This window comes from Photobacterium sp. AWH4_225, from assembly GCF_056158405.1.
On record NZ_JBSWTF010000004.1, the window covers coordinates 659,350 to 683,964 of the forward strand.

At 48.4% G+C, this 24,615-nt stretch carries 21 protein-coding genes; 11 read left to right on the forward strand and 10 right to left on the reverse strand.

Annotated features, from left to right (window positions below; genetic code table 11):
- Positions 1-5: 5 nt before the first annotated feature.
- Positions 6-863 (forward strand): helix-turn-helix domain-containing protein, encoded by an 858-nt coding sequence (locus ACXAD4_RS20365; protein WP_475243740.1) that lies wholly within the window; start codon positions 6-8, stop codon positions 861-863.
- 6 nt (positions 864-869) lie between these two features.
- On the opposite strand, the gene ACXAD4_RS20370 is transcribed toward ACXAD4_RS20365, so the two are convergent.
- The 4 genes from ACXAD4_RS20370 to arcC all read right to left on the reverse strand — a co-directional run bounded on the left by ACXAD4_RS20370 (position 870) and on the right by arcC (position 4,469).
- Positions 870-1,427, reverse strand: coding sequence for an NAD/FAD-utilizing enzyme (locus ACXAD4_RS20370; protein WP_475243741.1), 558 nt, complete (start codon positions 1,425-1,427; stop codon positions 870-872).
- A 152-nt stretch (positions 1,428-1,579) separates the two neighbouring features.
- Positions 1,580-2,626: a putrescine carbamoyltransferase gene (gene ptcA, locus ACXAD4_RS20375; protein WP_475243742.1), complete on the reverse strand. Its 1,047-nt coding sequence runs from the start codon at positions 2,624-2,626 to the stop codon at positions 1,580-1,582.
- Positions 2,627-2,925: 299 nt separating this feature from the next.
- Positions 2,926-3,540, reverse strand: a complete 615-nt coding sequence (locus ACXAD4_RS20380) for a TetR/AcrR family transcriptional regulator (RefSeq protein WP_475243743.1) — start codon at positions 3,538-3,540, stop codon at positions 2,926-2,928.
- Positions 3,541-3,548: 8 nt separating this feature from the next.
- Positions 3,549-4,469 carry a carbamate kinase gene (arcC, locus tag ACXAD4_RS20385; RefSeq protein WP_475243744.1) on the reverse strand — a complete coding sequence of 307 codons (921 nt, stop codon included), beginning with the start codon at positions 4,467-4,469 and terminating at the stop codon, positions 3,549-3,551.
- A 277-nt stretch (positions 4,470-4,746) separates the two neighbouring features.
- Between arcC and ACXAD4_RS20390 the strand changes: the two genes are divergently transcribed.
- The 3 genes from ACXAD4_RS20390 (at position 4,747) to ACXAD4_RS20400 (ending at position 7,642) form a co-directional block, all read left to right on the forward strand.
- Complete coding sequence (locus tag ACXAD4_RS20390) at positions 4,747-6,171, forward strand: APC family permease (protein WP_107297189.1); 1,425 nt, start codon at positions 4,747-4,749, stop codon at positions 6,169-6,171.
- Between the two features lie 16 nt (positions 6,172-6,187).
- Positions 6,188-7,279 (forward strand): agmatine deiminase, encoded by a 1,092-nt coding sequence (gene aguA / locus ACXAD4_RS20395; protein ID WP_475243745.1) that lies wholly within the window; start codon positions 6,188-6,190, stop codon positions 7,277-7,279.
- 180 nt (positions 7,280-7,459) lie between these two features.
- A complete protein-coding gene (locus tag ACXAD4_RS20400) occupies positions 7,460-7,642 on the forward strand; it encodes a hypothetical protein (protein ID WP_222549380.1) in 183 nt (60 codons plus the stop codon).
- Between the two features lie 291 nt (positions 7,643-7,933).
- On the opposite strand, the gene ACXAD4_RS20405 is transcribed toward ACXAD4_RS20400, so the two are convergent.
- On the reverse strand, positions 7,934-9,190 hold the full coding sequence (locus ACXAD4_RS20405) for a D-amino acid dehydrogenase (RefSeq protein WP_475243747.1): 1,257 nt from the start codon (positions 9,188-9,190) through the stop codon (positions 7,934-7,936).
- A 170-nt stretch (positions 9,191-9,360) separates the two neighbouring features.
- On the opposite strand from ACXAD4_RS20405, the gene ACXAD4_RS20410 reads away from it, so the two are divergent.
- Positions 9,361-10,257, forward strand: a complete 897-nt coding sequence (locus ACXAD4_RS20410) for a LysR substrate-binding domain-containing protein (RefSeq protein ID WP_475243749.1) — start codon at positions 9,361-9,363, stop codon at positions 10,255-10,257.
- A 142-nt stretch (positions 10,258-10,399) separates the two neighbouring features.
- On the opposite strand, the gene ACXAD4_RS20415 is transcribed toward ACXAD4_RS20410, so the two are convergent.
- Positions 10,400-11,929 (reverse strand): hypothetical protein, encoded by a 1,530-nt coding sequence (locus tag ACXAD4_RS20415; RefSeq protein WP_475243750.1) that lies wholly within the window; start codon positions 11,927-11,929, stop codon positions 10,400-10,402.
- A gap of 399 nt (positions 11,930-12,328) precedes the next feature.
- On the reverse strand, positions 12,329-13,231 hold the full coding sequence (locus tag ACXAD4_RS20420; protein ID WP_475245600.1) for a LysR substrate-binding domain-containing protein: 903 nt from the start codon (positions 13,229-13,231) through the stop codon (positions 12,329-12,331).
- 235 nt (positions 13,232-13,466) lie between these two features.
- On the opposite strand from ACXAD4_RS20420, the gene nagE reads away from it, so the two are divergent.
- The gene (gene nagE / locus ACXAD4_RS20425; protein WP_475243752.1) at positions 13,467-14,921 is read left to right on the forward strand and encodes an N-acetylglucosamine-specific PTS transporter subunit IIBC; all 1,455 of its coding nucleotides are present in this window, start codon (positions 13,467-13,469) and stop codon (positions 14,919-14,921) included.
- A gap of 212 nt (positions 14,922-15,133) precedes the next feature.
- Here nagE and ACXAD4_RS20430 read toward each other — a convergent pair whose 3' ends face one another.
- The 3 genes from ACXAD4_RS20430 to ACXAD4_RS20440 form a co-directional block, all read right to left on the reverse strand.
- The gene (locus ACXAD4_RS20430; RefSeq protein ID WP_475243754.1) at positions 15,134-17,212 is read right to left on the reverse strand and encodes a DUF4962 domain-containing protein; all 2,079 of its coding nucleotides are present in this window, start codon (positions 17,210-17,212) and stop codon (positions 15,134-15,136) included.
- Between the two features lie 319 nt (positions 17,213-17,531).
- The gene (locus ACXAD4_RS20435; protein ID WP_475243755.1) at positions 17,532-18,002 is read right to left on the reverse strand and encodes a GNAT family N-acetyltransferase; all 471 of its coding nucleotides are present in this window, start codon (positions 18,000-18,002) and stop codon (positions 17,532-17,534) included.
- Positions 18,003-18,091: 89 nt separating this feature from the next.
- Positions 18,092-19,396 (reverse strand): MATE family efflux transporter, encoded by a 1,305-nt coding sequence (locus ACXAD4_RS20440; RefSeq protein ID WP_475243757.1) that lies wholly within the window; start codon positions 19,394-19,396, stop codon positions 18,092-18,094.
- A 60-nt stretch (positions 19,397-19,456) separates the two neighbouring features.
- Between ACXAD4_RS20440 and ACXAD4_RS20445 the strand changes: the two genes are divergently transcribed.
- The 5 genes from ACXAD4_RS20445 (at position 19,457) to ACXAD4_RS20465 (ending at position 24,585) form a co-directional block, all read left to right on the forward strand.
- Positions 19,457-19,630 (forward strand): hypothetical protein, encoded by a 174-nt coding sequence (locus tag ACXAD4_RS20445; protein WP_475243759.1) that lies wholly within the window; start codon positions 19,457-19,459, stop codon positions 19,628-19,630.
- A gap of 116 nt (positions 19,631-19,746) precedes the next feature.
- Complete coding sequence (locus ACXAD4_RS20450; RefSeq protein ID WP_475243760.1) at positions 19,747-20,502, forward strand: ATP-binding cassette domain-containing protein; 756 nt, start codon at positions 19,747-19,749, stop codon at positions 20,500-20,502.
- A gap of 8 nt (positions 20,503-20,510) precedes the next feature.
- Entirely contained in the window at positions 20,511-21,314 is an 804-nt protein-coding gene (locus ACXAD4_RS20455; RefSeq protein ID WP_475243761.1) for an ABC transporter ATP-binding protein, read from the forward strand.
- A 23-nt stretch (positions 21,315-21,337) separates the two neighbouring features.
- Positions 21,338-22,828 carry an ABC transporter substrate-binding protein gene (locus ACXAD4_RS20460; protein WP_475243762.1) on the forward strand — a complete coding sequence of 497 codons (1,491 nt, stop codon included), beginning with the start codon at positions 21,338-21,340 and terminating at the stop codon, positions 22,826-22,828.
- 35 nt (positions 22,829-22,863) lie between these two features.
- Entirely contained in the window at positions 22,864-24,585 is a 1,722-nt protein-coding gene (locus ACXAD4_RS20465; protein WP_475243763.1) for an ABC transporter permease subunit, read from the forward strand.
- Positions 24,586-24,615: the final 30 nt, after the last annotated feature.

Sequence of the window (24,615 nt, forward strand, 5' to 3'; positions counted from 1 at the left end):
GGAGTTTGAAGGCTACCGCTGAAAATGTTGATCGTATGGATCGCTCATTTACTGCTTATGAATTTCAGTCCAAGGAGTTTGAGCACCCCTATCATTTCCATCATGAAACGGAATTGGTCTTCATCACCAAAGGTCACGGTCACGTCCTCATCGGAAATACCGCTAGCTACTTTGAGGCAGGCGATATCTTCTTTATTGGCTCAGACATTCCCCACCGTTTTCATTGCGAAGCAGAACAAAAACACAGCCCGCTTAACTCCTATATCCTGCAATTCAACCCATGCTGTTTTGGCTCACTGTTTACCAATACCCCCGAGCTTACCCGGATAGCGCGTATGATCAGCCATTCCAAACATGGTTTGGTAATAAGAAAAGCGCCAAAGCAGTTATTCCAGCAAATGAAATCCTTAATAGAATCCTCGGGCGTCAATTCCATTATCAAGTTTCTCCAGCTGCTCGCCGAAGTAGATAAAAGTACCCAACTTGAATTTATCTCTGCCCAGCCCAACTCGGAAGTCGAAGTTCTTGCCACAACCAAGATCCATGCCTCGATTGAGTGGATCAATGAAAACTACCACCGCGATATCAACCTGGAGGACATCGCCCTTCGAACCAGCATGAACAAGAATGCCTTCTGCCGGGCCTTCAAGAGCCAAACAGGCAATTCGCCAATGAACTATATCAACAATGTCAGGGTTGAAGCCGCCTCTACCCTGCTGCTTGAGGGCAAACAGGGCATCGCCGATATCGGCTTTACGGTGGGGTTTCCCACCGTCTCCAGCTTCAACCGAAACTTCAAGCAGTTAAAAGGCGTATCACCGGGTATGTACCGGAAAATGACGTCAGTATTCACCGATAGCTAAGACTGCCTATGGCAGGGTATGCATCATCCGATCCCAGCGGTTGTGCAGCGAGACCAACCAACGTGGTGGTGCTTTGCCGGTTCCAGCGGGTTTGAGTTTGTCATGAGCTAAGGTGACATTGGCCAGCATGATCTCTTGTTCGGGTTCAACGTCTACCATCAATACATGGCGGCCAGATTGCAGTACCTGTTTGAAGCGACGGAACTGGTAATGAAGCTCTTGGAAACCAAACAGGCCCCCTTCCCAGGTGATAAAGCCCATCATAATGATTGCCAACATGATAAAGGGCAGCCAACCTACCGTATCTACCACGCCAGTGGCATAAGCAAAAAACAAAACAAGTACAGCAACCACCACGCCAATCACAGCACCTATCTCGGTGGAGTGAATAACGTCATTGCGCATAAAGGATTTCACCGGATGGAGATGTTGATGGCTGGCAACCTCGGCATCATTGTCGGTGAGCACGTGGATTTGCGACGGGCCAAGCCCACTGAGTTCCAACTCGTATTCCACCAGCTCTAGGTCGTCTAAGTCATCGCTAATGTAAAAAACCCTAACCATAAGGGCCTCCTGACATTTCGATTTGACGGGTTTGTCATTAAATTTTAAACCATCTTTCACATTCGTGAGGGGTTTAACAGCTACGTCCCATAACCCTCAAACGAAAACAGCCCGATGCGATCACCGGGCTGTTTCTCGTTAGCTAGCGGAAGTTATAAAGCAGAGAGGAAACGGTCAATTTTCTCTTTGTGTTCCGCTTCAACCTCTGAGGTTGGGATGTTCATGTCTTTGTGGGTAAAGTACACCAACAGCGCCATTTGTGCGGTTAGGCGGTTCTCGGCCTCATCGAAAATCAGCGAGTTATCTGCTTCCATCACTCCGCGGGTACACTCACGCTGATCATTGGCTGGCAGGCAATGCATGAACATTGCATTTGGCCCGGCTTTCGCCATCATCTCTTCTGTCACCACATACTCAGGAATGAAGGTAGATAGGCGGATCTCTTTTTCTTCCTCCTGACCAAACCAGTAGAAGCTGTCAGCGACGATGATATCGCAACCTGCGACTTCGTCTGTATTGTCAGTGATTACCAATTTCCCGCCAGATGTTTCACAGTTGCCCAGCGCAATTTCAACCCACTCCTGTGGTGCCTTGAAGCGCTCTGGGCAGATGTGCTTGAAGGTCATGCCAAACTTAGTACAAGCGAACATCAGTGAAGACGCTACGTTGGTCGCATCGCCCACGAAGGCAACAGTCAAATCACTCAGCGCCTTGCCTTCAGGTAGGTGCTCTTTCATGGTAAACAAATCAGCCATGATCTGGGTTGGGTGTAGCCAGTCACACAGACCATTGATAACAGGTACGCTGGCGTTTTTCGCCAAGCCTGCCACTGTGTCATGCTCATCAACACGAGCCATAATCACATCAACCATGCGTGACAGTACGCGGCCGGTATCTTCCAATGATTCTTTGGCACCTAGGTGGATATCCTTAGGGGATAGGAACAGTGCGTGGCCGCCAAGAATTGTCGCTGCGGTTTCGAAAGATACACGGGTACGGGTAGAAGGCTGTTCGAAAATCATCGCAACCGATTTGCCTTTGAATAGTTGTGGAACCGCATTGTCTCGGCGAGCCTGCTTTAGCATCGCCATCAACTCTAAAATTTCTTCAAGTTCTTGCTTGGTAAAATCCTGAGTCTTCAGAAAATGGCGCAGGTTTGGTTTATTTAGTTCGGTTGCACTAGAAGATGGAAGTCTCATTTTCGTATCCTTTTTACCAGAGTTAATTTATTCATCGAGCAATCACGTTTTGGTGTATTGCTTGGTTGAAATCAGTATCCGGAAAAAGAACAATGAATTCTAAAATTAGAATCACTAATCGGTATTGTTATTTCCACTTGAATAATCACATTGACGCAAGTCACACTGATTAAAACAAACAGCAGCTATTTTTCGATATTCATTTCTAATAATATATTCAGGCAATAAAAAGCCTGCTATTGCAATGGCAACAGCAGGCTTATAAATAAAAGTTACGGTAAAATCGTCGATAGAAATAATTAGTTGAGAGTAACAGCCCTCGGCAGTTGCTTAGGCAAATATGTTCCCAAATAGGCTTCGGTGATCACTATTGCTTCCCTCGCCATTTCGGGGGCAATATCGCCATTTTCCCGATAATTCATCGAGTAGACTTTATCGGCCACCTGCAACGCGATGGCAAAAATATTTACATCACTTGGCAACTCAGGCAGTGTAAAATACTGCCGGTAAATATCTTCTACCTTCTTACCCAGAACCAAATCATTTTTTGCATCGGCCTGGCGGACGGAGGAGTAAGTATGTTGCCCTAATAACGTGTGCTGCGCCAATGGCGCCAGACGATAATAGTCAACGAAACTCTGCTCAATCATCCGATTAATGTCAGACCAATGGTGGACTTTTTCTGCCACCACAGCATCATCTAATACTTGCTCAAAGTCATCAAATACCGAGTTCATTAACTCGCAAATCAAGGCTTCAATATTCGGGTAATGATGATAAACCGTTGAGGCAGCAATCGCAGCCTCCTTGGCAACATCATAGATAGATATTGCGCTCACCTCCCGCTGTGATGCCAAACGAATTGCCGCTGAATGGATCCTCTCAAGTCTCTTCTCTGTCGACTCTTTTCGCATTGAGTTACCTATCCGTGTATATGTGTTCCAGAACGGTTTGCCATGATCTCTGCCGCTTTATGAAGCGAGCCTATATGCCCAACCCCCGCACCTTTTGTATAGGTCGCAAAGTCACAGCAGGCTTCAACCTTCGGCGCCATAGAGCCTGCAGCAAAAATGTATTGCCCCAGTTGCTCAACCGTTACATCGTAGAGTGGCTGCTCTGTTGGCTTACCCCAATCGACACAGACATAATCACCGTCGGTGAGGATAAGCAGGTGCTGTGCATTCAACTGCTTGGCCAATGTCGCCGCTGAAAAATCCTTGTCTATCACAGCCTCAACCCCGGTCATTTCACCCTCTTTCTCAACCACCGGGCAGCCGCCACCACCGCAACATATTACTGTATGACCCGCATCGAGTAATGTGCGTATACTATCAATTTCAATAATTCCCTGCGGGAATGGCGAAGGAACAACCCGACGCCAGTAATCGCCATCCGGTTTTATATTCCAGCCATATTGTGCCGACTTGGCTTGTGCCGTTTCTTTGTCGTAAACCGGTCCAATAAATTTATTTGGCGCATCAAAAGCAGGATCGGCTTGGTCAACCGCTATTTGTGTCACGACCGTGCTTACATGACCCGTTTTCATATATTTCTTCAGGCTCCTAGCCATCATATATCCGATCATTCCCTGGGTTTCTGCGCCCAAGACATCGAGTGGATAAGGTGGTGCATCGGTATAAGCTAAATTTTGTAGTGCAAGCAAGCCAACCTGGGGGCCATTTCCATGTACCACAACCACACGGTAATTTTCGCTTAATTCTGCCAATGCCTTAGAAGCGATATCAATATTATTAGCCTGATTTTCGTAACTCATTAATTCGCCACGTTGTAATAGTGCATTACCACCAACAGCGACCACAATAATTGGTTTATCCTGTGCCATACTACCAACCTGTCTTATTTATCATTGAGAACCTGCCATTCAATTTATCGCTAATAATAATTACCATTATTTGACCAGAATCAATTTTCTCATCCTAGCCACATTCATCCGTTTTATTTATGGTAAGAGTCACGCCTTTGGCAGCCATATATTAACGATATCCGATAAGTGATTCTAATAACGAATATCTGCCCTCCATAGGCATAAGATTATTTCCGTGAATTAAAGAATTGGACATCAAGCATAAATAACGTGTAACAATCACGGAGATATAATTATGGAAACACAAACCTCAGGCGGAAAGATGGGAGTAGGCAGTCTCGCCCTCTTTAGCCTATGTGCTGTTATAGTCGTTGACACCTTGACGGCCTCTGCATCCATTGGCGTCAGTGCTATCGGGTGGTGGCTGGTTACCCTCATTGTTTTTGTTATCCCTTACGGATTAATCACTTCTGAACTGGGCACCACCTACCCTGGCGACGGCGGAATTTACGACTGGGTCAAGAAAGCGTTTGGCTACAAATGGGCCGTCCGGACAACCTGGTTCTACTGGATTAACGTCGGCCTGTGGATGCCTGCGGTCTATATCATGTTTGCCGGCATGTTCGCCGAACTCTTCTTCCCAGGCCTATCACTGATGTGGCAAATCGCCATATGTATTGCCCTGACTTGGCTCACCATCTGGATCTGCAATGTTTCCGTTGATGTCGGCGTATGGGTAACCAACATCGGGGCAATCCTTAAAGTCACTGTCATCGCGGTATTGGGTTTTGGTGGTTTCTTCTACGCTGCCAAGCATGGTGTTGCCAATGAATTTACCATTTCCGCCATGATGCCAAGCCTAGATACCGGTGTGGCGTTCCTTCCAGCCTTGGTGTTCAACCTGATGGGGTTTGAACTAGTCGCGACCATGACCAAAGAGATGAAAGACGTCCGTGACATGCCAAAGTCTATCTTCCTTGCCGCTGCTATCACAGCATTCCTGTATGTCTTTGGCACGGTTGGCATCTTGATGGCACTGCCGGTACAGGATATCGGCTTGGTTGCGGGTATTGTCGACACGTTACGCAAACTGTTCGGAACCGGCGCATTTGGCACCATGATGGTTTACCTAATCGGTACCATGGCACTGCTCACCTTTATCGGCAACATGGTGACCTGGACAATGGGTGCCAGCCGGGCAGCAGCCGAAGCCGCTAACGAAGGCGAGCTACCTGAAGCAGTCGCTAAAATGTCTGAGAAACATGACACCCCGGTCGGTGCCAACAACATTACCGGTATCCTATCGACCGTAGTGATTCTGGCCTATGCCCTCTTTGCCCAAACCAGTGACGATTTGTTCTGGTCTGTGTTTGCCTTCTCCAGCTGTATTTTCCTTCTACCTTACCTGTTTATGTTCCCGTCATACCTGAAGCTGCGTATCAGTGACCCAGAGACAGAGCGTCCTTTCCGTGTGCCTGGCGGCCTAGGTGTGCAGTGGGTACTGAGCATCATCTGCTTCGTGGTCATTGCCCAAGCGGTGATCCTGTTTATCTTCCCGGAACTTATCGATATGACCGTGAACTGGACATACAGTGCACCGGTACTTATCGGGGTCATTCTGACAGTGGGTATCGGTGAATACCTATTGAAACTCGCGGTTGCCAAGAAAAATGCAGAACACACAGAGCAGCCTAACCAACACCCTTCTCATAGCCATTAATATAGGATGTCTAGCCATGAGCAAACGAATTGATTCAACACCAAGACAAGACGGCTTCAGAATGCCGGGCGAACATGAACCACAAGCCGCAGTATGGATGGCATGGCCTGAGCGCACCGATAACTGGCGCTTCGGGGGTAAACCGGCGCAGACAACCTTCGTCAAAGTTGCAGAGGCTATCTCCCAGTCAACCCCTGTCAATATGGTAGTCAGTGCCCAGCAATTTGAAAATGCCCGCCAGATGCTGCCAGACCACGTCCGTTTGGTCGAAATGAGCACCGACGATTCATGGATGCGCGATATCGGCCCATCTTATGTGGTTGATAAGGACGGTCATAGACGCGGCGTCGATTGGCACTTCAACGCTTGGGGCGGATTGGTCGATGGTTTGTACTTCCCTTGGGATAAAGACGATGCGGTCGCTCAAAAGGTGTGTGAATTCCATGGTGATGCCAGCTACCGTGCGCCTATCGTCCTCGAAGGCGGCTCCATCCACGTCGATGGTGAAGGAACCCTTTACACCACCGAAGAGTGCTTGCTCCATCCGAGCCGTAATCCAGACTTATCTAAAGAAGAGATCGAGCAGGTCCTTTACGACTACCTTTCCGTGGAAAAAGTCATCTGGATCCCAAGTGGTTTATACAATGACGAAACTAACGGTCATGTCGATAACCTGATTCATGTTGTTCGCCCTGGTGAAGTGGTGCTGACTTGGTGTGAGGATAAGAATGACCCGCAGTATGACATCTCACGCCAGGCATTAGATGTGCTTGAAACCCAAACGGATGCGAAGGGACGGCAAATCAAAGTCCATAAACTGCCAATGCCGGGGCCTTTGTTTATCTCGGAAAATGAAGCCAGCGGGGTTGATATGTCTGAGGGGATGGAACGTACACCGGGTGAGCGTTTGGCAGGCTCGTACGCCAACTACCTCGTTACCAATGATCAGATTGTCTATCCATTGCTTGATGACAACCTGGATGCCGAGGTAGAGGACTTACTCAACGACCTCTACCCTGGTTACAAAGTCACTGGCGTAGATGCAAGGGAGATTCTATTGGGCGGAGGTAACATCCACTGTATTACCCAGCAGGTACCTTGTGTTTAACCTCATGAGTTAGGCTAAAAAGCTAACTCTTAACGGCTTAACCTTAAATCAAGCGGGCCGGGTTGATACCGGCTCGCTTAAAACCATTTCCAAATTGACTTCTCGCTGACACTTCCCTGACACAAATCACGGCCAAAAAATATACAGTGCGCACCCCAGTTTTACTTAAGCCCTTTTAAGATGAAAAGAATCACTTTGCTGCTTGTGCTATTTGCCTCTGTGACCCTAACAGGTTGCCAACTGACCCATGTTGAAGGGGAAGTCGAAGGCGTAACCATTAAGGCGTCAACCAAAGATAGCCACCACAGCCACGGTAACGGAAGCTTCTGCCCTCCAGGCCAAGCCAAAAAAGGCAATTGCTAATCCAGCAACGAAAGCAAAGCATGAAGCCGCGAATCGAGCGGCTTCACAGCTACAAGTCCCTCTTCCATACCAAATTGCACTACCCATTAAGTCATGTAAGTTATAATGGTTCTATTATCAGGTAGGATCATTAGAGAGCTTATGGATATCAATAATCAGATATTAATCATCCTGTTACTGGCGGCAGCTATTTGCTTTATTGCGATACACTACATAGAAAAGTTCATGAACCGCAATAAAGACAAGAACAAAAATAAATAGCAATATCCGTTTTAAAATCCGCGTTCAGGCTTAGTTGATATAACGATACACATCCAGGCCAGTGGTATCGATATCCGTTTCTGTACCACTGATAATGTCGGCTAGCAATTTGCCTGAGCCGCATGCCATGGTCCAGCCCAATGTGCCGTGGCCAGAGTTGGTAAACAAATTCTTGAGCGGTGTTTTGCCAATTACCGGCGTGCCATCTGGTGTCATTGGCCTTAGCCCAGTCCAGTACTCCGCCTTTTCAATCTCGCCACCTTGCGGGAACAAGTCCTGAATCACCATGGCAATGGTTGCCTTGCGCTTTTCTGCCAAGTTCAAATCAAACCCTGCCAGTTCAGCTGTACCGGCAACCCGGATCCTGTCATCAAACCGAGTCATCGCCACCTTGTAGGTCTCATCCATCACGGTAGAAATAGGTGCAGCCTCACCATTTTTTACCGGCATGGTCAGTGAGTACCCCTTAACTGGATAGACGGGAACAACAATGCCAGCCTGAGATAACACCTGCGGTGAATAGCTTCCCATCGCCACCACGAAGGCATCCGCTTTGAACTCGCCATTGCTGGTATGTACCGAGCTAATCCGGTTATCGTCAACTTCCAGTCTGGTTATCTCGGTATCAAACCTAAAGTTCACACCGGCTTGCTTGGCTAGTTCTGTCAATTGCTGACAGAACAGGTAACAATCGCCCGTTTCATCATCAGGCAAGCGCAACCCACCCACCAACTTGTCTTTTACCGCAGCCAAGGCAGGCTCGGCAGCGATGCAGCCCGCCACATCCAACTCCTGATAACGGGTGCCGCTTTCGGCCAGCAACTCAATATCTTTTGCCACCGCTTCTAACTGCTTTTCGGTGCGGAACACTTGTAAAGTACCCTGCTGGCGACCCTCATAATTTAAATCAAAGTCGTTACGCAGTTGCTTTAAGCACTCGCGGCTGTAATTGGCGATTCTCAGCATCCGGGACTTATTGACTTGGTAACGAGCCATATTGCAGTTTGCCAACATTTTGCTGGCCCAGAGATATAACTCAGGCGAGACCGATGGCTTGATCTTCAAGGGAGCGTGTTCCTGCAATAACCATTTCATGGCTTTGACCGGAATACCTGGTGCGGCCCAAGGTGATGAATAGCCGTATGAGATTTGCCCGGCATTGGCGAAACTGGTTTCCTCGGCACTGCGCGGCTGGCGGTCAATGACCGTGACATCATGCCCGGCTTGGTGCAGATACCAAGCAGAGGTCAACCCAACCACACCACTACCCAATACAATAACTTCCATCTGAATCCTCAAAACTAAACCAAAGCAAATCATCCAGCCAATCGGGATGAAGCACGCATTATTGTGCGAGCAAGAATCCTCCATTTACATTCTGCTAACAATCGATATTATTTAAGGGCTGTGTTTAGAAATACTAAACACAATCAAATGACGTCATTTCGAGGATTAATGTGAGAGCAAGTACATTCGCCGGCCTCGCCACTTTTGCCGTTGTGGCTAAACACCAAAGCCTGACCAAGGCAGCACAAGAATTGCACCTAACAACAGGGGCGCTGAGTCAACAAATCAAACAACTAGAGCACCGATTGGATATCACCTTGTTCCACCGCCATTCTCGCGGGCTCACCTTGACTGACAGTGGCAAGCAGTTGTTTGATGTGGTGGATCTTAGTATTGGGCAAATCAAGCAAGTATTAGCCGAGCTAAAGGCCCCGCAAACCAGTACAGAAATACGGCTTAAACTCACACCGTCTTTTGCCTTCAAATGGTTGGTGCCCAAACTCCATGACTTTAACCGCCAGTACCCAGAACTCAAGGTACAAACCTTTGCCGATGGTGCACTCGTTGATCACCGGTGTGATGATGTAGATCTGGTGATTGATTACTGCCAGTTCGACACTGATACCAACGGCGGTGAATTATTACTTGAGGAACACCTCGTTCCAGTCATGAGTCCGTCATATTACAACAGTTTCAATTGGCAATCTGAAAGCATATGGCAAGAGATCACTTTGCTACACGATGCGATGCCATGGCAGGGAGCGCAAAAAGATCAGGAGTGGCTGGACTGGTTTGATTCGATGAAACTAGAGCTGGCCCAGTTACCGCAAGGACACTATTTCAACCGAACCGATATGGCGATGGCAGCAGCAGAAGCGGGGCTCGGCGTAGCCCTTGCTCGCAAAGCTTTGCTGGGCAGCGAAGTTGATCAAAACCGGTTGGTTACTCCCTACCCCGCCATTAAGGCCGAGGCCGGATATTTCCTATATCGCCAGCACAATACCCCTGCTGTTGAATGCTTCTGTCAGTGGTTAAGCCAAACTATCACACAGCAACGAAACCGATAACACAACCACCGATAACGCAACCAATAGCAAGTTGCGGGCACAAAAAAAGCCACCGCCATCAACTCGTATTTTAGAGTTGCTGACGGTGGCTTTAATCGGTTAGACCGCGATTGAATTACGCGATACTAGGTAACTCGCATACTTACACTGAGAATGCTGAGAAAAGCACGCCCAGGGAACCGATAATGAATACGGCCATAACCGCTTTGCTCGCCATCGGGCCATTGTTCTCTGCCGCTTTACCAAACAGGCCAAATACCAGTGGGTGAACTAGGAATGGCGTTGCGAAGATGAAGGTGATCATACTCGCCGCTTCCGCACCGAACATACCGCCCTGGGTTGCTGCGAACAGACCGAAGTGAGATAGGCCAGACGCTGCTGCCATAGAAGCGTTTTCGATTGGCATACCGGCAAAGTGCAGGATGGTGAAACTACCGAATACTGCAGTGATCTGCCAGCCGAACGAGAACTGCATCAAGCCTTTGATTTCCATCTCATCGTTACCATTAGCCTTGCGCAGGTTCTTGGTTGCTAGGTAAACACAGCCCAAACCGACTAGAACAAGAGGAATCACCCATTGCACTAGAAGTACGCCGCTTTCTGCACTTGCAGCCAAGATGGTGAATACGAAGATATGGCCAAGGAAAGGTACGTTAATCATGATCGGGGCACGACCTGCAGCCGTTGCACCAAGGTCACCTGCTGTACATGCGCCGGTCAGACCTGAGTGAGACAGGCCACCCGCCATACCCGGTGCCAAGTTACGCACATGGTTCGCATTTGCCAGGAAGATAAGGATAGCAAGACCACCGAACATCCAGAACATTTGACCGGCAAAGCCGTATACGATTACGCTCTGTAGACCTGGGATGCTAAACGCTTCCATCATGTGAGAACCACCCACCAAGAAGCTACCAGTTAGTACGACAGGGATACCGGCAAAAAGGAGCGCGTTCATTGTTGGACCCAACTTCCACTTAGGCATTGCCATACCTAGGCCAGAAGAAAGCACCATCGCGAAGAAGATTTGCGGTAGGCCGATAAAGCCTGATACCAACTGCGAGATACGAAGTGAAATGATCAAGACAGCAATAATAGCTATAACTTCAACCACACCGCGTACAAGGTAGTTACGCTTGTTGGCAATTTTCGCCTTGCTATCGATAAGGATCAGGGAAATCGTCATGCCTACATACGCTAGCGCCATGTAAGACTCACCAAGTGGGTGAGAGCCACTGCGGCCTGAAATCAGCGCAGAAACCATCTCGATACTCATCAGTAGCACGAATGCACGGATCACATACACCAATTGGGTGCTTGTGGTACCGACGAACACTTCATGTTTACCCGGTTCAACCAAGCTTTCCACACTGCCCAACTGCTTCATCAACAAGCGGCGGATTTCCTGTCCACCGACGAAGAATGAGGCAATAAGCGCAATGACCGTAGTCTGGCCCAACAACACAATAACCGGGAAATCACCCAAGCCAGGTTGAGCAAGCCCACTTTCTACAAATAGCGTACCCATTAGCAGACCGAAAACAACGATCATCAGCACTGCTGAATACTTAGTGCCCGCAACAACGGTACGAGCGAGTAAAACCATGATAACGACAGCAACCATGGAGAAAAACAAGTGATTGAAAGCCACTAGATAGGATAAGTTTTCCATCAAAACTCCAAATAAAACCGCCTCAAAAAAAGCGGTAATTAAACTTATTTACCAGTAAGCATCCTTGCTTGCTCATTAAACTTTGAACTTAAAAAAGTGCTCAAAAAAAAAGGCGCCGAACTGACGTCCGGTGCCTCGCTATATTGTGTATTAACTAGGGTGTTTATCACTATTTCAAAAGTGTTACAGTGCAATTCAATCGTTACTATTTCTGTCAAAGCGAGCAGCCCGCCCCCATATGAAACTATGACCTGTTTAATCCTGTTCTTACTTGAAAAAAACTCTTTATTTTTAATGGCTAATCAAAGATCAGAGCAAAAAAAATCCCTGCCTACCATAATTTCAGAATTTAGTGTGCCCCTGTGAGAAACGGAAAAAAACTGTGACTTGCTAATCAATTTAACATTTGGACATATTTATATCCGAACTATCGAGATCAAACTGATTTTCCTGCTCAACTTCCTGCGCCAGCCAGCGGGCAAAAGCCTGGAATTTAGGCCGCTTCTGCATCCCTTCCGGACATACCAAGTCATAGCCCAAACCATTATTTATCGACTCAAATGGAGCAACAAGCTCACCGGATTGTAAATATGGCAAAACAAAACGAAGTCGGCCCATCGCAACACCGAGTGACTGCCTCGCCGCCATGATGTCATGCTCGTAAAGGTTAAAAGTGCATGTCCGGCGGTAGCAATTGATATCCAGCCCCATTTTTTCCAGCCAGCGAGACCAGATTTGTGAGCGGTCACCATGGATAAATGTCACGCCCTCCAACCGGTTCATTTTGCCCTCCTCAAGTTCAAACTGCCGCGCATAGTCAGGGGAACACACGGGGATACGGCGCTCGTCAAACAACCGGGAGCTGTAACAATCTGGATAGTGGCCGCTACTATAGAAAATTGCGGCATCCAACGGTTCATATTGAAAATCTGGCCGGTAACCTTTTACCTTCACCCTCAAATTTAACTGCGGATACAGTTCACGAAACTTACCAAGGCGTGGCATCAACCAACTACTGGCAAAGGCCGGGGACGTTCCGATATATAACTCGCCACTCAACTCATTGCTGATAATATCTTCAAGTTCATTGAAGATACTTTCAAATGACTGGTTCAAGGTCAAAAGCAGCCTTTCCCCTTCCGGCGTCAATTCCATTCGGCGGGTCAACCTGACAAACAACGGAAAGCCCAACTGCTTTTCGAGGTTTTTGATCCTATGACTTACCGCACCTTGGGTGAGATTAAGCTCGTGCGCAGCTTTGGTGAAACTAAGATATTTGGCCACCACGCTGAATGAATGCATATTGGCCAGCAGTTGTTGTTTTCGCTCCACTATCCCTTCCAATCATTAAGCTGCCTACATCGGCATGCATTAAATTATTTAATACATTCTACTGCACTTTTCGTTTGTCCGTCTCCCTGAAATTACCGATGATGAGCGCCATTAAATTCACAGTTCATTTCTGGCAAGTGGATTGCCGGGCGCGCTTGCGCTGCCTGAAAAAGTTTCTTCATCTCACAAAATAACAAGGTAAATCATGAACATACTTGGATATCTACAAAAGGTCGGAAAGGCCCTTATGGTACCAGTAGCGACCCTACCCGCTGCGGCTATCCTAATGGGGATTGGATACTGGATGGACCCCGTCGGCTGGGGTTCGGAAAGTGTCGCGGCAGCCTTACTCATTAAATCAGGTGCTGCCATCATTGATAATATGGCGGTGTTGTTCGCAATCGGTGTCGCCTTTGGCTTAAGCCGGGATAAAAGCGGCTCTGCGGCGCTGTCCGGTTATGTTTGCTTTATGGTTCTGACCACATTGCTTTCCCCAGCAGTGGTTGCCCAGCTCAAACACATTCCAGCCGATGCGGTACCTGCGGCTTTCTCAAAAATAGCCAACCAGTTTGTCGGTATCCTGGTAGGTATTGTCTCGGCTGAAATCTACAACCGCTTCCACGAGGTCGAATTGCCTAAAGCACTGGCTTTCTTCAGCGGCAAACGTTTGGTTCCTATCCTGACATCAATCGCCGGTATCGCAATGGCCTGTATCCTGCTGGTTGTCTGGCCGGTCATTTATGATGCATTGATTGCATTCGGAACCCAGCTGCAATCTATGGGTGCAGTGGGTGCAGGCCTGTTCGGCTTCTTCAACCGTTTGATGTTGACCATCGGTATGCACCACGCCTTGTACCCTGTGTTCTGGTTTGACGTCGTCGGTATCAATGACATCCCGAACTTCCTTGGCGGTGCGCAATCTATCGCCAACGGTACTGCAGTCGTCGGCCAGACCGGTATGTACCAGGCAGGCTTCTTCCCTATCATGATGTTCGGCCTACCGGGTGCAGCTTTGGCTATCTACCAGTGCGCGGACAAGAAAAGCAAAGACAAAGTCTTCTCTATCATGCTGGCAGCGGCAATGGCGTCTTTCTTTACCGGTATCACTGAACCACTTGAATTCAGCTTCATGTTCGTCGCCCCTGTGCTTTACCTGATCCACGCCGTACTGACAGGTATTTCACTCTACATCGCCGCGACAATGGAGTGGATGGCAGGTTTCGGCTTCTCGGCAGGCTTGGTTGACCTTGTACTTTCAAGCCAGAACCCACTAGCAACCAAATGGTACATGCTAATTGTTCAAGGCCTTGTATTCTTCGGTCTTTACTACGGCATCTTCCGAGTGACTATTACCAAGTTCAACCTGATGACACCGGGACGCGGCGAAGTTGAGCAGTCTGGTATCAACAAGGAAGATATGGGCGAACTAGCCAATGCCTATATCGCAGCTATCGGCGGTAAGGAGAACATCCTAGAGGTTGATAACTGTATTACCCGCCTGCGCCTAACGGTGAAAGACTCATCTATTGCTGACAAAGAAGCGATGAAAGCACTAGGCGCTGCTGGCGTAGTAACCATCGGCTCTGGCGGCCTGCAGGTTATCGTTGGCATGGGCAAGGTTGATAAGGTTGCCCAAGAAATGAAAAACCTGTTGAGCTAATTGCTTGGAGAACTAATCGCTTAACAACTTACCGTCAAACGGTTCCCCCGAGAGCGAAATGTTAAACGCATCAATTCCCCCTGATGCACACCCAAACATTTCGCTCTCACCCTTTCTGATGTTGTTCCTTTTACAGCAATGAAAAAGGCCCTAGGTTTTTCAACCTAGGGCCTTTTAGCTGTATCTAGAACAGGCTTAAACTGTTCGGCTGATTACAGCTCGATAGTAACGGTTTCGCCGTCAACAGTTAGCATTAGCGTGTTGCCTTCAAGCTTGTGAGACACCTCAACCTGCTCGCCGTTGTTCTTGTTAGGAACAAGTAGCGTTAGGATGTTGTGCTCTTTAGCCGCGCCGAACTCAACCTCTACGTGACGGTGGATTTCTAGATCCTTGTACTCGTATGGGTCAACCTCGCCGAAGCCTTCAACGTTCTTAACAGAAAGAATGTTGTCTGCAGACTCGTTGATGAAGTTCACGTCTAGATGCGCTTTCTCACCACGAATAGTGAATGACTTGTCAGCCACTTCGTTTGCAAATGTAGTGTGCATTAGCCAAGTCATGTCTTTCTCTTCAGAAAGTGTCGCCTTGTCCTGCATCACGAATACTTTGCCCTGTACGAACCAGATCTTACGCTTGTAAGACTCGATTTCAGGTACGAAGTACTTGTAAGAAGCCGTCGCATCACCTTCAACCATTTTCACGTCAGACTCAGTATCGAAGTCAGTGATCTGGCCGCCCGCTTCGATACAGAAGCGGTCTTGGTGGTTTTCGTAGCCTGTGTTTTTGTTCTCGCCGTACTGACCCTTACCGCCGAATAGAGGTAGGTTCTTCGAGAACGTTTGACGACGCCACTTGGTGTGCATGTCTACACCGAAGCCACCGTAGTAGCCAGTGATAGCTGCTAGGGTCTCACCGAATGCGTGTAGAGTGAATGCGTTCTGATCACCGTGTGAGTGAGAGATAGAACCAAATGGTGAACACTTGAATACCATGTGGATGTGGTTATCACGCTCAGTCATCTTGTTGTGGAACGCCGCCCAACCAGTGATTGGGAACACTTTCAGCAGTGGGTCGTTAGACGGTGCTTTCTCTTCAGGTGCATCCCATAGGATGTTGAAACGAAGATCGTCGTAGCCGAAGTCCCACCAACCGAAGTTGTAGAACTTGGTGTGCGCTTCAGTATCACGACCTTTAAGCTGGTTGTAGTACCAAACGTACTCTGGCTTCTGGTTAACACCTGCGTAGTGCTTGATGTTGTAAGCCAGTTTCAGGCCTGGGAAGTCACCGATTGAAGACTGGTCACAGAAGCTCGCACGCTTCGAGTGAACAGGCATACAGTATAACGGGAAGTCACCAGTGTTTTCGTAGAATGTCTTGTTGAACATATCTACGCCACAGTAGGCTTTCAATAGGTCGAATGCTTCGCCTAGGAATGCAGTCTGGGTGTTCCAGTAATCAGGACCTTCAGCCCAACCGCCGTCTTCACCGCCCCATGGCGGGTAGTGTACTGCGTAGTACTCTAGTGCGTAAGCAATGTACTCGCCCGCTTTCGGGTGGTCATGGTATAGCGCAATACAAGTCGGGATGATCGCAGAAGAGATAGAACGAACACCGTGGCTGTTTAGTGGGTTGTTCAGTAGATCAACCGTTACTTTCAGGTGGTGCATGATTTCGTCTAGACGCTCAATCAGTGCGTCTTGAACTTGCTGACGCTCTTCGTCTGTGAAGTGAGCGTGTAGCCAGTCGTAACCCCAAGCCATTGCTGCGATGACACGGAATGCTGCTTCATCGTTGTAGCCACGAGAAGTCACGCCTTCTGGATCGTAAGTAGAAAGCTTTAGAGTCCAAGCTTTTGCTTTCGCAATTAGCTCTTCGTCTTCTTTCACGATACCGGCAATTGCCAGGTTACGTGTTGCGTTAAGAGCCATCTGGCAATCAACGTACATTTGACGCCAGTAAGGACGCCATAGTGACGCTTTACCCACTGTTTCTTCTGGGTAAGGCTGAGGCTCTGCGTACGGTTCTGTGTCTAGGAACTTAACGGTTGAGTTGTTCCAGAAATCGTCGAACATGCAGTATGACTCATCAGCCTGCACCTTCGCTTTAAAATCTGCTAGATCTTTAGCTTGAACCAGAAGACGAGGACGCTCTTCGCTCAAGTTGTCTAGGAAAGAAAGGTCGAAGTCACGCTTTTGAACTTCGATAGGGAGTAGGTCTACAAGGTTACCAGCTGAAGTATCGTTTTCCAGCTTCATCTTCCTGATCGCATCAAGAGACTTTTGGTTGCTCATGCTAACTCTCTTATATCAATGAAAGTGTATGGGGATTGGTATAAATCAATTAATGCTATTGTAATACAATAAGGGGAATAGTCACCACCCTGACACGAATTTTTACTTATTTCGTGATATGACGATATGCAACAAAGCACAAAAGTAAAACCAAAGTAAAATACCGCATCTTCAGTTTCAATAGGGCGACTTGAAAGGTGGGCGTGTTTTAAAAAATAGACAAGGGGCAAGCTGCTGGCCAATCCTCCTTCCCCACCATCAAAATGAGATCGCAGGAGGATTGATAATAGATACATAGTTGGAGAACTGTTGAGTAGCCCTAGGCTGGCAATGTCGAGAAATTCTGACGGGTTACCGGCCCCCAGTATGGATCCTGGTAGATATCTTCCACAAAGTGTTCGTGGGTGAAGGCACCTATTGCCCTGCGCCAAAAAGCGATCGCATGCACGGCCCCTTCAATTTGCTTACTTTCCCACTCGCCGGGCATCATGGTAAACAACTGATGGGCAAACTGCTGCCCCATCTTATTCTTGCGGAAAATCGGCACGACATAGAAATCACAGACTTCGTAATGGCCTTTAGAGGTTTCTGCAATAGCAGCCAAACCCGCTGGGGCATTATCGATATACAGCAAAAAACCCATCACGTTGCCGCCAATTAAGGTATCCATAGCGAAGAGCCCGCTCTCATCGGGGACCTTCTTGGTGTACACCGAAAATTCAGCTTCGTAAGGCTGTGATAAATGGAGGTATACCTGCATATTGCCTTGATCAACGTTCACTATGTTCACAATACAACTCTCTTTGCTGACAATAGTTACTCGCTTTAATCTTAGGCTATGGGTACACCTCCCTCTTAACGATTGATAACCCTATTGAATCACAAACACTTTTCTCTCACTTGGGATATCGAAGGGTACAAAAAAGCAAAACGGCCGACATAAAACAGTGTAAAGGCTAGCCAAAGGCCATGATTACCCATTGCCTCAACAGCAAAGTAGGCAACCAAAAGGAACACCAATAAAGTCGCAATACTTGAATTACGCACCGGGCGAGTAGTGCCTGTGCCAGTAAAAATGCCATAAACCGTCAAGCCATAGCCTGCCACCAACGGGAACAACAATAGCCAAGCTGACATATCTTCAAACAAATTAATGATCGATGGGATTTGGGTAAACAGCAACACTAAGTCATTTTTAAACAAGGCAATAAAGGCCGTCATCACCACTACAAACAATGTCGTCCATTGGAAGTTGAGCCGCAGTACATCTTTAAGCAACCCAGGGTTCTTTTCACCCACCGCTTTACCGGAAAAGACACTCGATGCATTAGCAACACCATCGAACATATAGCTGACAATAAAGGTCACTTGCATCAGGATAGCATTGGTCGCCAGCACATCGGCACCAAGACGAGAGCCGGTTCTAGCCATCATGTTGAAGAAAATAAGAATACACACGGTACGCAGCATCAAATCAGAATTCGATGCGATAATGGTCTTGAGATCTGCCTTGCTCATTCGCGCCAAGCCAATGTAATGCAGCATAGAGAAGTCGCTTGATTTAACCACCAACGCCATACCAATCGCAAAGGTTGTCGCTTGGGCAATCAAACTGGCAAACGCAACACCGGCGACACCGAAGTCAAACCAAAGGACAAAAATCGCATCGAGGACAATGTTAAGCACATTACCGAAGACCTGGGTAAACAGGACTTCCTTCACCTTAGCCTGCCCCATCAACCACCCAATCACGGTGTAGTTGAGCAGCACCAAAGGTGCACCGAAGATCAAGATATCAAAGTAAGTCTTAGCGTGAACAGCCACATCCGCAGCAGGCTCTATAACCCATAGTGCCCCTTGCCAAATTAGCGATTGGCTCAAAATAAAGATCAAACCGACTAGTCCTGACAGGACAAAAGGTCGCAGCAAACTGCTGGCCTTGGCTTCATTGCAATTCTTGCCCATGGCAATCGCACTCTGGCCGGTGGTGCTCACACGGAAAAAGCCAAACAGCCAGTAAAGGGTATTCATGATAACGGTACCGATAGCAACACCGCCAATAAGCTCAGCAATTCCCAAGCGGCCAATAACCGCCGTATCGACAGCGCCAAGCAAAGGCTGGGTCACCGTCGAAATAATGAATGGAATTGCAATCTTGTAATAGTCTTTGTTTGTTAACGCCATGATTTTAATCGTTCAGATACAAATTGTAGGGACGTGTTTGGACCGTCCCAAGAGCGCAAAATGTCGCCTGTTAATGAGATAGGAAAGCCGATTTTTAGCCTTGGTAAAGCGAACTTTTGGCCGAAACCAGCAGAAAATGAGAATTATTACCATAACAACCTGACATTTCCTACTGTTTTTCGCCGTGCAGATGATTTTATAAAACACCAAATAACTAGCAAAAAAAGTGCATAAAAGCGCTTTTCTACCCACAAAAACACTCCTTTTTATTCAAAAATACCTCTTGTCATACAGATAAAAATGAATACTATTGTTACTTTATAACATAACACCAATAGTTCGATAGCCAGATGACCGCACCATTACTTTCCGTCAACCAGTTAAGCCTTAATCATGATAAGGGTTCGCTGTTTCAAAACATCACCTTTGAAGTTAAGGCCGGAGAAATCTTGGCGGTTATGGGGCCATCGGGTATCGGAAAGTCAATGATGTCGAAAGCCATTGCTGGTTTTCTCCCGAAAGGTATTCGACCACAGGGGGAGATACGTATTACAGGCAATGAGGTTGCACAAATTCCATTGCTCAATCGTACCCCAGAGCAACGTGCTGCAGTCATCTTCCAGGATCCCCTACAGGCGCTGAACCCTCTAGCACGTATCGGCACACAGCTGAGCTTAGCGCTCAATGCGGGTAAATCTAAACAAGGTAAGGACAAAGAAGTCATCTGTTCTTTGCTCGGACAACTTGGTTTTGAACAACCGGAACAAACTCTCAAGCATTACCCGAGCCAGCTTTCAGGCGGCCAACGCCAACGAATTTGTATTGCCATGGCACTGCTTGGCAGCGCCCCTGTCTTGATTGCCGATGAACCCACCAGCGCATTGGATCCTGTGACAGAGCGGGAAATTCTCGACTTGCTGCGCAGCAGCATCAAACAACAAGGGATTGCTGGAGTCTTGATCACCCATGACCTGCACAGTGCACTAGCTTGCGACAAGCTCGTGGTTATCGATGAGGGGCAAATGATTGCCTACGGCAAACCACAACAAGCTCTACTAGAAAGCCAGCACCCATTTTGCCACCAGCTACGCCAGCTGATGGTATAGGAGCACACATGCATCATCACAACAGGGGCTCAGCCCAACTTCATTTCGAGAATGTCAGTGTGCACTATTACTCAAGGCCGCGCTGGTTAGGCGGAAAGCCCTTTGTCGCACTTAACAAACTGAATTTGGATATTGATCAACAAAGCCTAGCGGTTGTTGGTCCATCCGGAGCAGGCAAATCCACCCTGATTGAATTGCTGTTTGGCCTGCGCCAGATCAGTGAAGGTGAAGTTTACCTTTGCGAACAACCGCTTTCTCAGATTTCAGCGCAACAGCGCCAGCAGTTGTGCCGCCATATACAGCTTATCCCGCAGGAACCGCACACCAGCCTGAACCCTCACTACACCGTGAGGGAAATCCTGACCGAACCGCAACATTGCGTCGGTTTGACTGAGGGTTGCGAGCAGCGTCTGCTTAACGCGCTCGCAGATGTCAACCTAAGTGCTGATCTGCTTGAGCATAAATCAAACCAACTTTCTCTGGGCCAAGCCCAGCGGGTTGCAATTGCCAGGGCACTCGTTGTTGAGCCTTGTGTTTTAGTCGCTGATGAGCCCACCAGCAGTCTTGACCCTGTCAGCCGCCAGTACATTCTTGATCTGCTAAGTCACTTGCAGAAACAAAGAGATATGCGGCTACTACTGGTTACCCATGACCTGAGCGCGGCCAAAGAATTATGTGATGAGATCTTAGTCCTAGATAAAGGCCAAGCCGTTGAATACGGCACTGCTACTGAGATTTTTGACAACCCAACCCACCCTACCAGCCAATCGCTGATAGATATGCAATTTCCATCGCAAGCTATTGCGAGCTAACTATGATTATCAAGGACATTATCATGCCCTCAAACCTGCTTAAAACCACTGTTGCCGCTGGCCTAATGCTAGCCCTGAGTGGTTGTTTCGACTCTTCAACAGAAAACACAGCCGAGAGCGAAGGCGCTGAAATTCATCTTGCCATGATGCAGCCTCCACGTACTGGCCTTTCGCCGTTATCTGATGATGCGTTCAAACTTTCTCGTTGGAGAACAGCTGAGACGCTTATTGAGTTGAACCCACAAGCGGAAGCTTTACCAAAACTCGCGACTGAGTGGAAACAGGTTGATGATCTGACTTGGCAATTTACACTCCGTGATGGTGTCACCTTCCATGATGGCAGCAAACTGACAGCCGAAACTGTCGTTAATTCTCTAGAGAAAGCCTTCGCGGCAGCACCAAAGCCACGTATTATCGACGGCATCGAATGGCAAGTACGTGCCCTGGATGACATGCGTGTAGAAATTAAAACCGAGTTTAACGACCCACTACTGCCAAGCCGCCTTTCTAGCCCGCAGCTTTCTATCCTTGCCACAAGTGCCTACCAAGACGATGGCCGCGTAAACCCAACCCGTACCGGTAGTGGCCCATTCATCCTGACCGAGATTAACGGTGCGACCAGCGCCAAACTAGAACGTTTTGATGATTACTGGGGTGAGAAGGCGAAAGTCGCACGTGTTACTGCTGAGTATGTGCCGGACGGTTTTGCCCGTGCCGCTGCACTGCGCACCGGTAAAGCAGACGTCGTGGAAGCCGTGCCTGTTTCCCAGCTAGCGATGATTGACCCTGAACTGCTTCACGAAGTCAGCATGCCTCGTACCAATACGCTTTACCTGAACAACTCGTCTGAAGTATTTAGCAAGCTTGAAATGCGTAAAATTGCTGCCGCAGCGATTGACCGTGAGCAGATCATCAAAACGGTTTACGAAAATCGTGCGGACAAAGCAAATGGCCTGTTAGGTCCAGCTCTGGCTTGGGCAGCCCCACTTCGCCCTGACGCGCCAGCACTTGAACAAGGCAAGGCCAATGGCGAGAAAATTGTCCTAGGTACCTTTACCGACCGTGCAGAGCTTCCGGAGGTTGCGGTACTAGTTAAACAGCAACTTGAAAGTGCAGGCTTTAATGTAGAGCTGGATATCCGTGAGTACGCCCAGATCGAAAATGATGCCCTTGCCGGTAACTTTGATATCTTCATGCTATCACGTGCCACAGTACTCGATTCAGGTGACCCAGTCGCTTACATGATGAGTGATTTCGGCTGTGAAGGCTCATTCAACTTGGGCCAATTCTGTTCAGAAGAAGTGGATAAGGCACTGACCCATGCTGATCTTCAGCCTCTAGGTGAAGCCCGCCAGAAAGCGACCATTGCAGCTGAGCAGATGATTCTTGGCCAATACGCAGCAATTCCTCTGCTGCACGAACGTGTTATCCAAGGTGAAAGCCTGCGCGTTCAAAATGCAGAGCGTGACCCACGCGAGCGCCTGCTGGTCACTGAATTTACGGATGTGAACTAAGCAAAATGCGATTAGCCAACCTATCAGGTTCTCCTATGCTAAATCGCTCGCTACCATGGCTGTCACGCGCTGGTGCGCTGTCTGCCATGGTCGTGCTGGTTGGCTTATTGCCGGACATTGCCGGCATTGATCCTACCCAGGCGATTCTGCGTGCCCGTTCGGGGCAACAGCGTATGATGACACCTGAGGCCTTAGAAGCAGTCCGCCAAGATCTGGGACTGCACCGAACTAGCTTGGAGCGGCTTTGGGACTGGCTCACCTCATTATTTCAGGGTGACCTCGGTGTCTCCTGGATTGACGGCAGTCCTGTCAGTGAATCAATCATGAGTGCCGCTGGTACCTCGTTACTGTTAATGGGTTGTGCATTTGGCCTAACCTTGTTGTTCTGTGCTATCAGTGTCCAGCACACCATGTGGCAATGGCGACGGAACCGACTGGATAAGCTCAATGGCAGTATCAGTACGGTACTCATCACTTTGCCTGAGTACGTGATAGCCACCTTGCTGATCTTGTTTTTTGCCATTTGGCTCAATTTATTGCCGCCTTATGGCTGGCAGGGTTGGCAAAACATCTGGTTACCGAGCCTTGCACTGGCACTGCCAGCAACGGGCCTGTTTACCAAGCTACTCAACGATAGCTTGCGGCGGGTGTTGGATGAGCCTTGGGTTATCACCTGGCTCAGTGCCAATATTAGTTCAGTACATATTGGCCGCTATGCGCTGCGCCGTGCGCTGACTAACCTATTGCCTCAGATAGCGATGATCGTCATTGGCCTGACTGGCGGGGCGGTAACTGTCGAACACATATTCTCTATCCCGGGGATTGGCCGACTAACGCTAGGGGCAACCGCTGCGCAGGATCTCCCAACCTTACAGGGGGGCTTGCTGTTCCTTCTGGTGCTGTCGATAGCTATCAGTAGTTTGACGATCCTTTTCCAGCATCTGTGGCTAGGGCAAGGGTTGAAAAGTGGCAAGTTGATCAGCAGTAACTCACCACTCGGCTTTACCAAAAGTCGTGCAAAACGTGTGGTCAGTGCGTCAATCTTCATCTTGTTAGTTGGATTTGCCTTGTGGGCAGAAATGCGTGATCCCTACACCAGCCAGTTCGGTCGCTTGATCTCACCAAGTTTAGCTGCGCCGTTAGGTTCTGATGCGGTTGGCCGTGACTTGTTAGCCCGAGTAGGACAAGGGATGCTCTCCACCCTTAGCATGGGTGTGCTAGCGACACTCCTCAGCTTACTGGTCGGTCTTATCATGGGCTTCAATACCAAGCTCAGCCAAGGCTTGATTGAAGTGACGAAAGGGACACCGTATATCGTCGCGGGCTTACTGGTTGCCGGGCTTTCAGGTATGCATCCCAACAGCGCGTTGATTGCGGTGGTCTTGGTATCATGGGCGCCGTTGGCTTCCCATTGTTCCAGCCTGTTGCTTGAGGCTAGGGCACAGCCACATATCCGGTTAGCGCCGCTTTGGGGTGTAGGCCGTTGGCGAATGTTGAGGCACTATCAACTTCCTTATATTTTACCGCCATTGCTAAAGCACACGGTGATGCGTTTTCCGCCAATCACCTTAAGCCTGACGGCATTGAGCTTCATTGGCTTGGGCGCAAAGCCGCCCCATCCAGAATGGGGACTGTTAATTGCAGAAAGCTTACCTTACATAGAACGTGCGCCATTGGCGGTTCTAGCGCCAATCGCTGGCTTGGTATTGGTGAGTATTGCCATCAACCTGCTGTTTGAAGATCAGCAGGAAAAATAAGCGGGCATAACAATAAACCCAGCAGCAATC

What these genes read in the sequence shown, in the direction of transcription:
- ACXAD4_RS20370 (WP_475243741.1), bottom strand. Translation starts at nt 1,427, where the DNA reads ATGGTTAGGGTTTTTTACATTAGCGATGACTTAGACGACCTAGAGCTG.
- ptcA (WP_475243742.1), bottom strand. Translation starts at nt 2,626, where the DNA reads ATGAGACTTCCATCTTCTAGTGCAACCGAACTAAATAAACCAAACCTG.
- ACXAD4_RS20380 (WP_475243743.1), bottom strand. Translation starts at nt 3,540, where the DNA reads ATGCGAAAAGAGTCGACAGAGAAGAGACTTGAGAGGATCCATTCAGCG.
- arcC (WP_475243744.1), bottom strand. Translation starts at nt 4,469, where the DNA reads ATGGCACAGGATAAACCAATTATTGTGGTCGCTGTTGGTGGTAATGCA.
- ACXAD4_RS20390 (WP_107297189.1), top strand. Translation starts at nt 4,747, where the DNA reads ATGGAAACACAAACCTCAGGCGGAAAGATGGGAGTAGGCAGTCTCGCC.
- aguA (WP_475243745.1), top strand. Translation starts at nt 6,188, where the DNA reads ATGAGCAAACGAATTGATTCAACACCAAGACAAGACGGCTTCAGAATG.
- ACXAD4_RS20400 (WP_222549380.1), top strand. Translation starts at nt 7,460, where the DNA reads ATGAAAAGAATCACTTTGCTGCTTGTGCTATTTGCCTCTGTGACCCTA.
- ACXAD4_RS20405 (WP_475243747.1), bottom strand. Translation starts at nt 9,190, where the DNA reads ATGGAAGTTATTGTATTGGGTAGTGGTGTGGTTGGGTTGACCTCTGCT.
- ACXAD4_RS20415 (WP_475243750.1), bottom strand. Translation starts at nt 11,929, where the DNA reads ATGGAAAACTTATCCTATCTAGTGGCTTTCAATCACTTGTTTTTCTCC.
- ACXAD4_RS20420 (WP_475245600.1), bottom strand. Translation starts at nt 13,231, where the DNA reads ATGCATTCATTCAGCGTGGTGGCCAAATATCTTAGTTTCACCAAAGCT.
- nagE (WP_475243752.1), top strand. Translation starts at nt 13,467, where the DNA reads ATGAACATACTTGGATATCTACAAAAGGTCGGAAAGGCCCTTATGGTA.
- ACXAD4_RS20430 (WP_475243754.1), bottom strand. Translation starts at nt 17,212, where the DNA reads ATGAGCAACCAAAAGTCTCTTGATGCGATCAGGAAGATGAAGCTGGAA.
- ACXAD4_RS20440 (WP_475243757.1), bottom strand. Translation starts at nt 19,396, where the DNA reads ATGGCGTTAACAAACAAAGACTATTACAAGATTGCAATTCCATTCATT.
- ACXAD4_RS20445 (WP_475243759.1), top strand. Translation starts at nt 19,457, where the DNA reads ATGTCGCCTGTTAATGAGATAGGAAAGCCGATTTTTAGCCTTGGTAAA.
- ACXAD4_RS20450 (WP_475243760.1), top strand. Translation starts at nt 19,747, where the DNA reads ATGACCGCACCATTACTTTCCGTCAACCAGTTAAGCCTTAATCATGAT.
- ACXAD4_RS20455 (WP_475243761.1), top strand. Translation starts at nt 20,511, where the DNA reads ATGCATCATCACAACAGGGGCTCAGCCCAACTTCATTTCGAGAATGTC.
- ACXAD4_RS20460 (WP_475243762.1), top strand. Translation starts at nt 21,338, where the DNA reads ATGCCCTCAAACCTGCTTAAAACCACTGTTGCCGCTGGCCTAATGCTA.
- ACXAD4_RS20465 (WP_475243763.1), top strand. Translation starts at nt 22,864, where the DNA reads ATGCTAAATCGCTCGCTACCATGGCTGTCACGCGCTGGTGCGCTGTCT.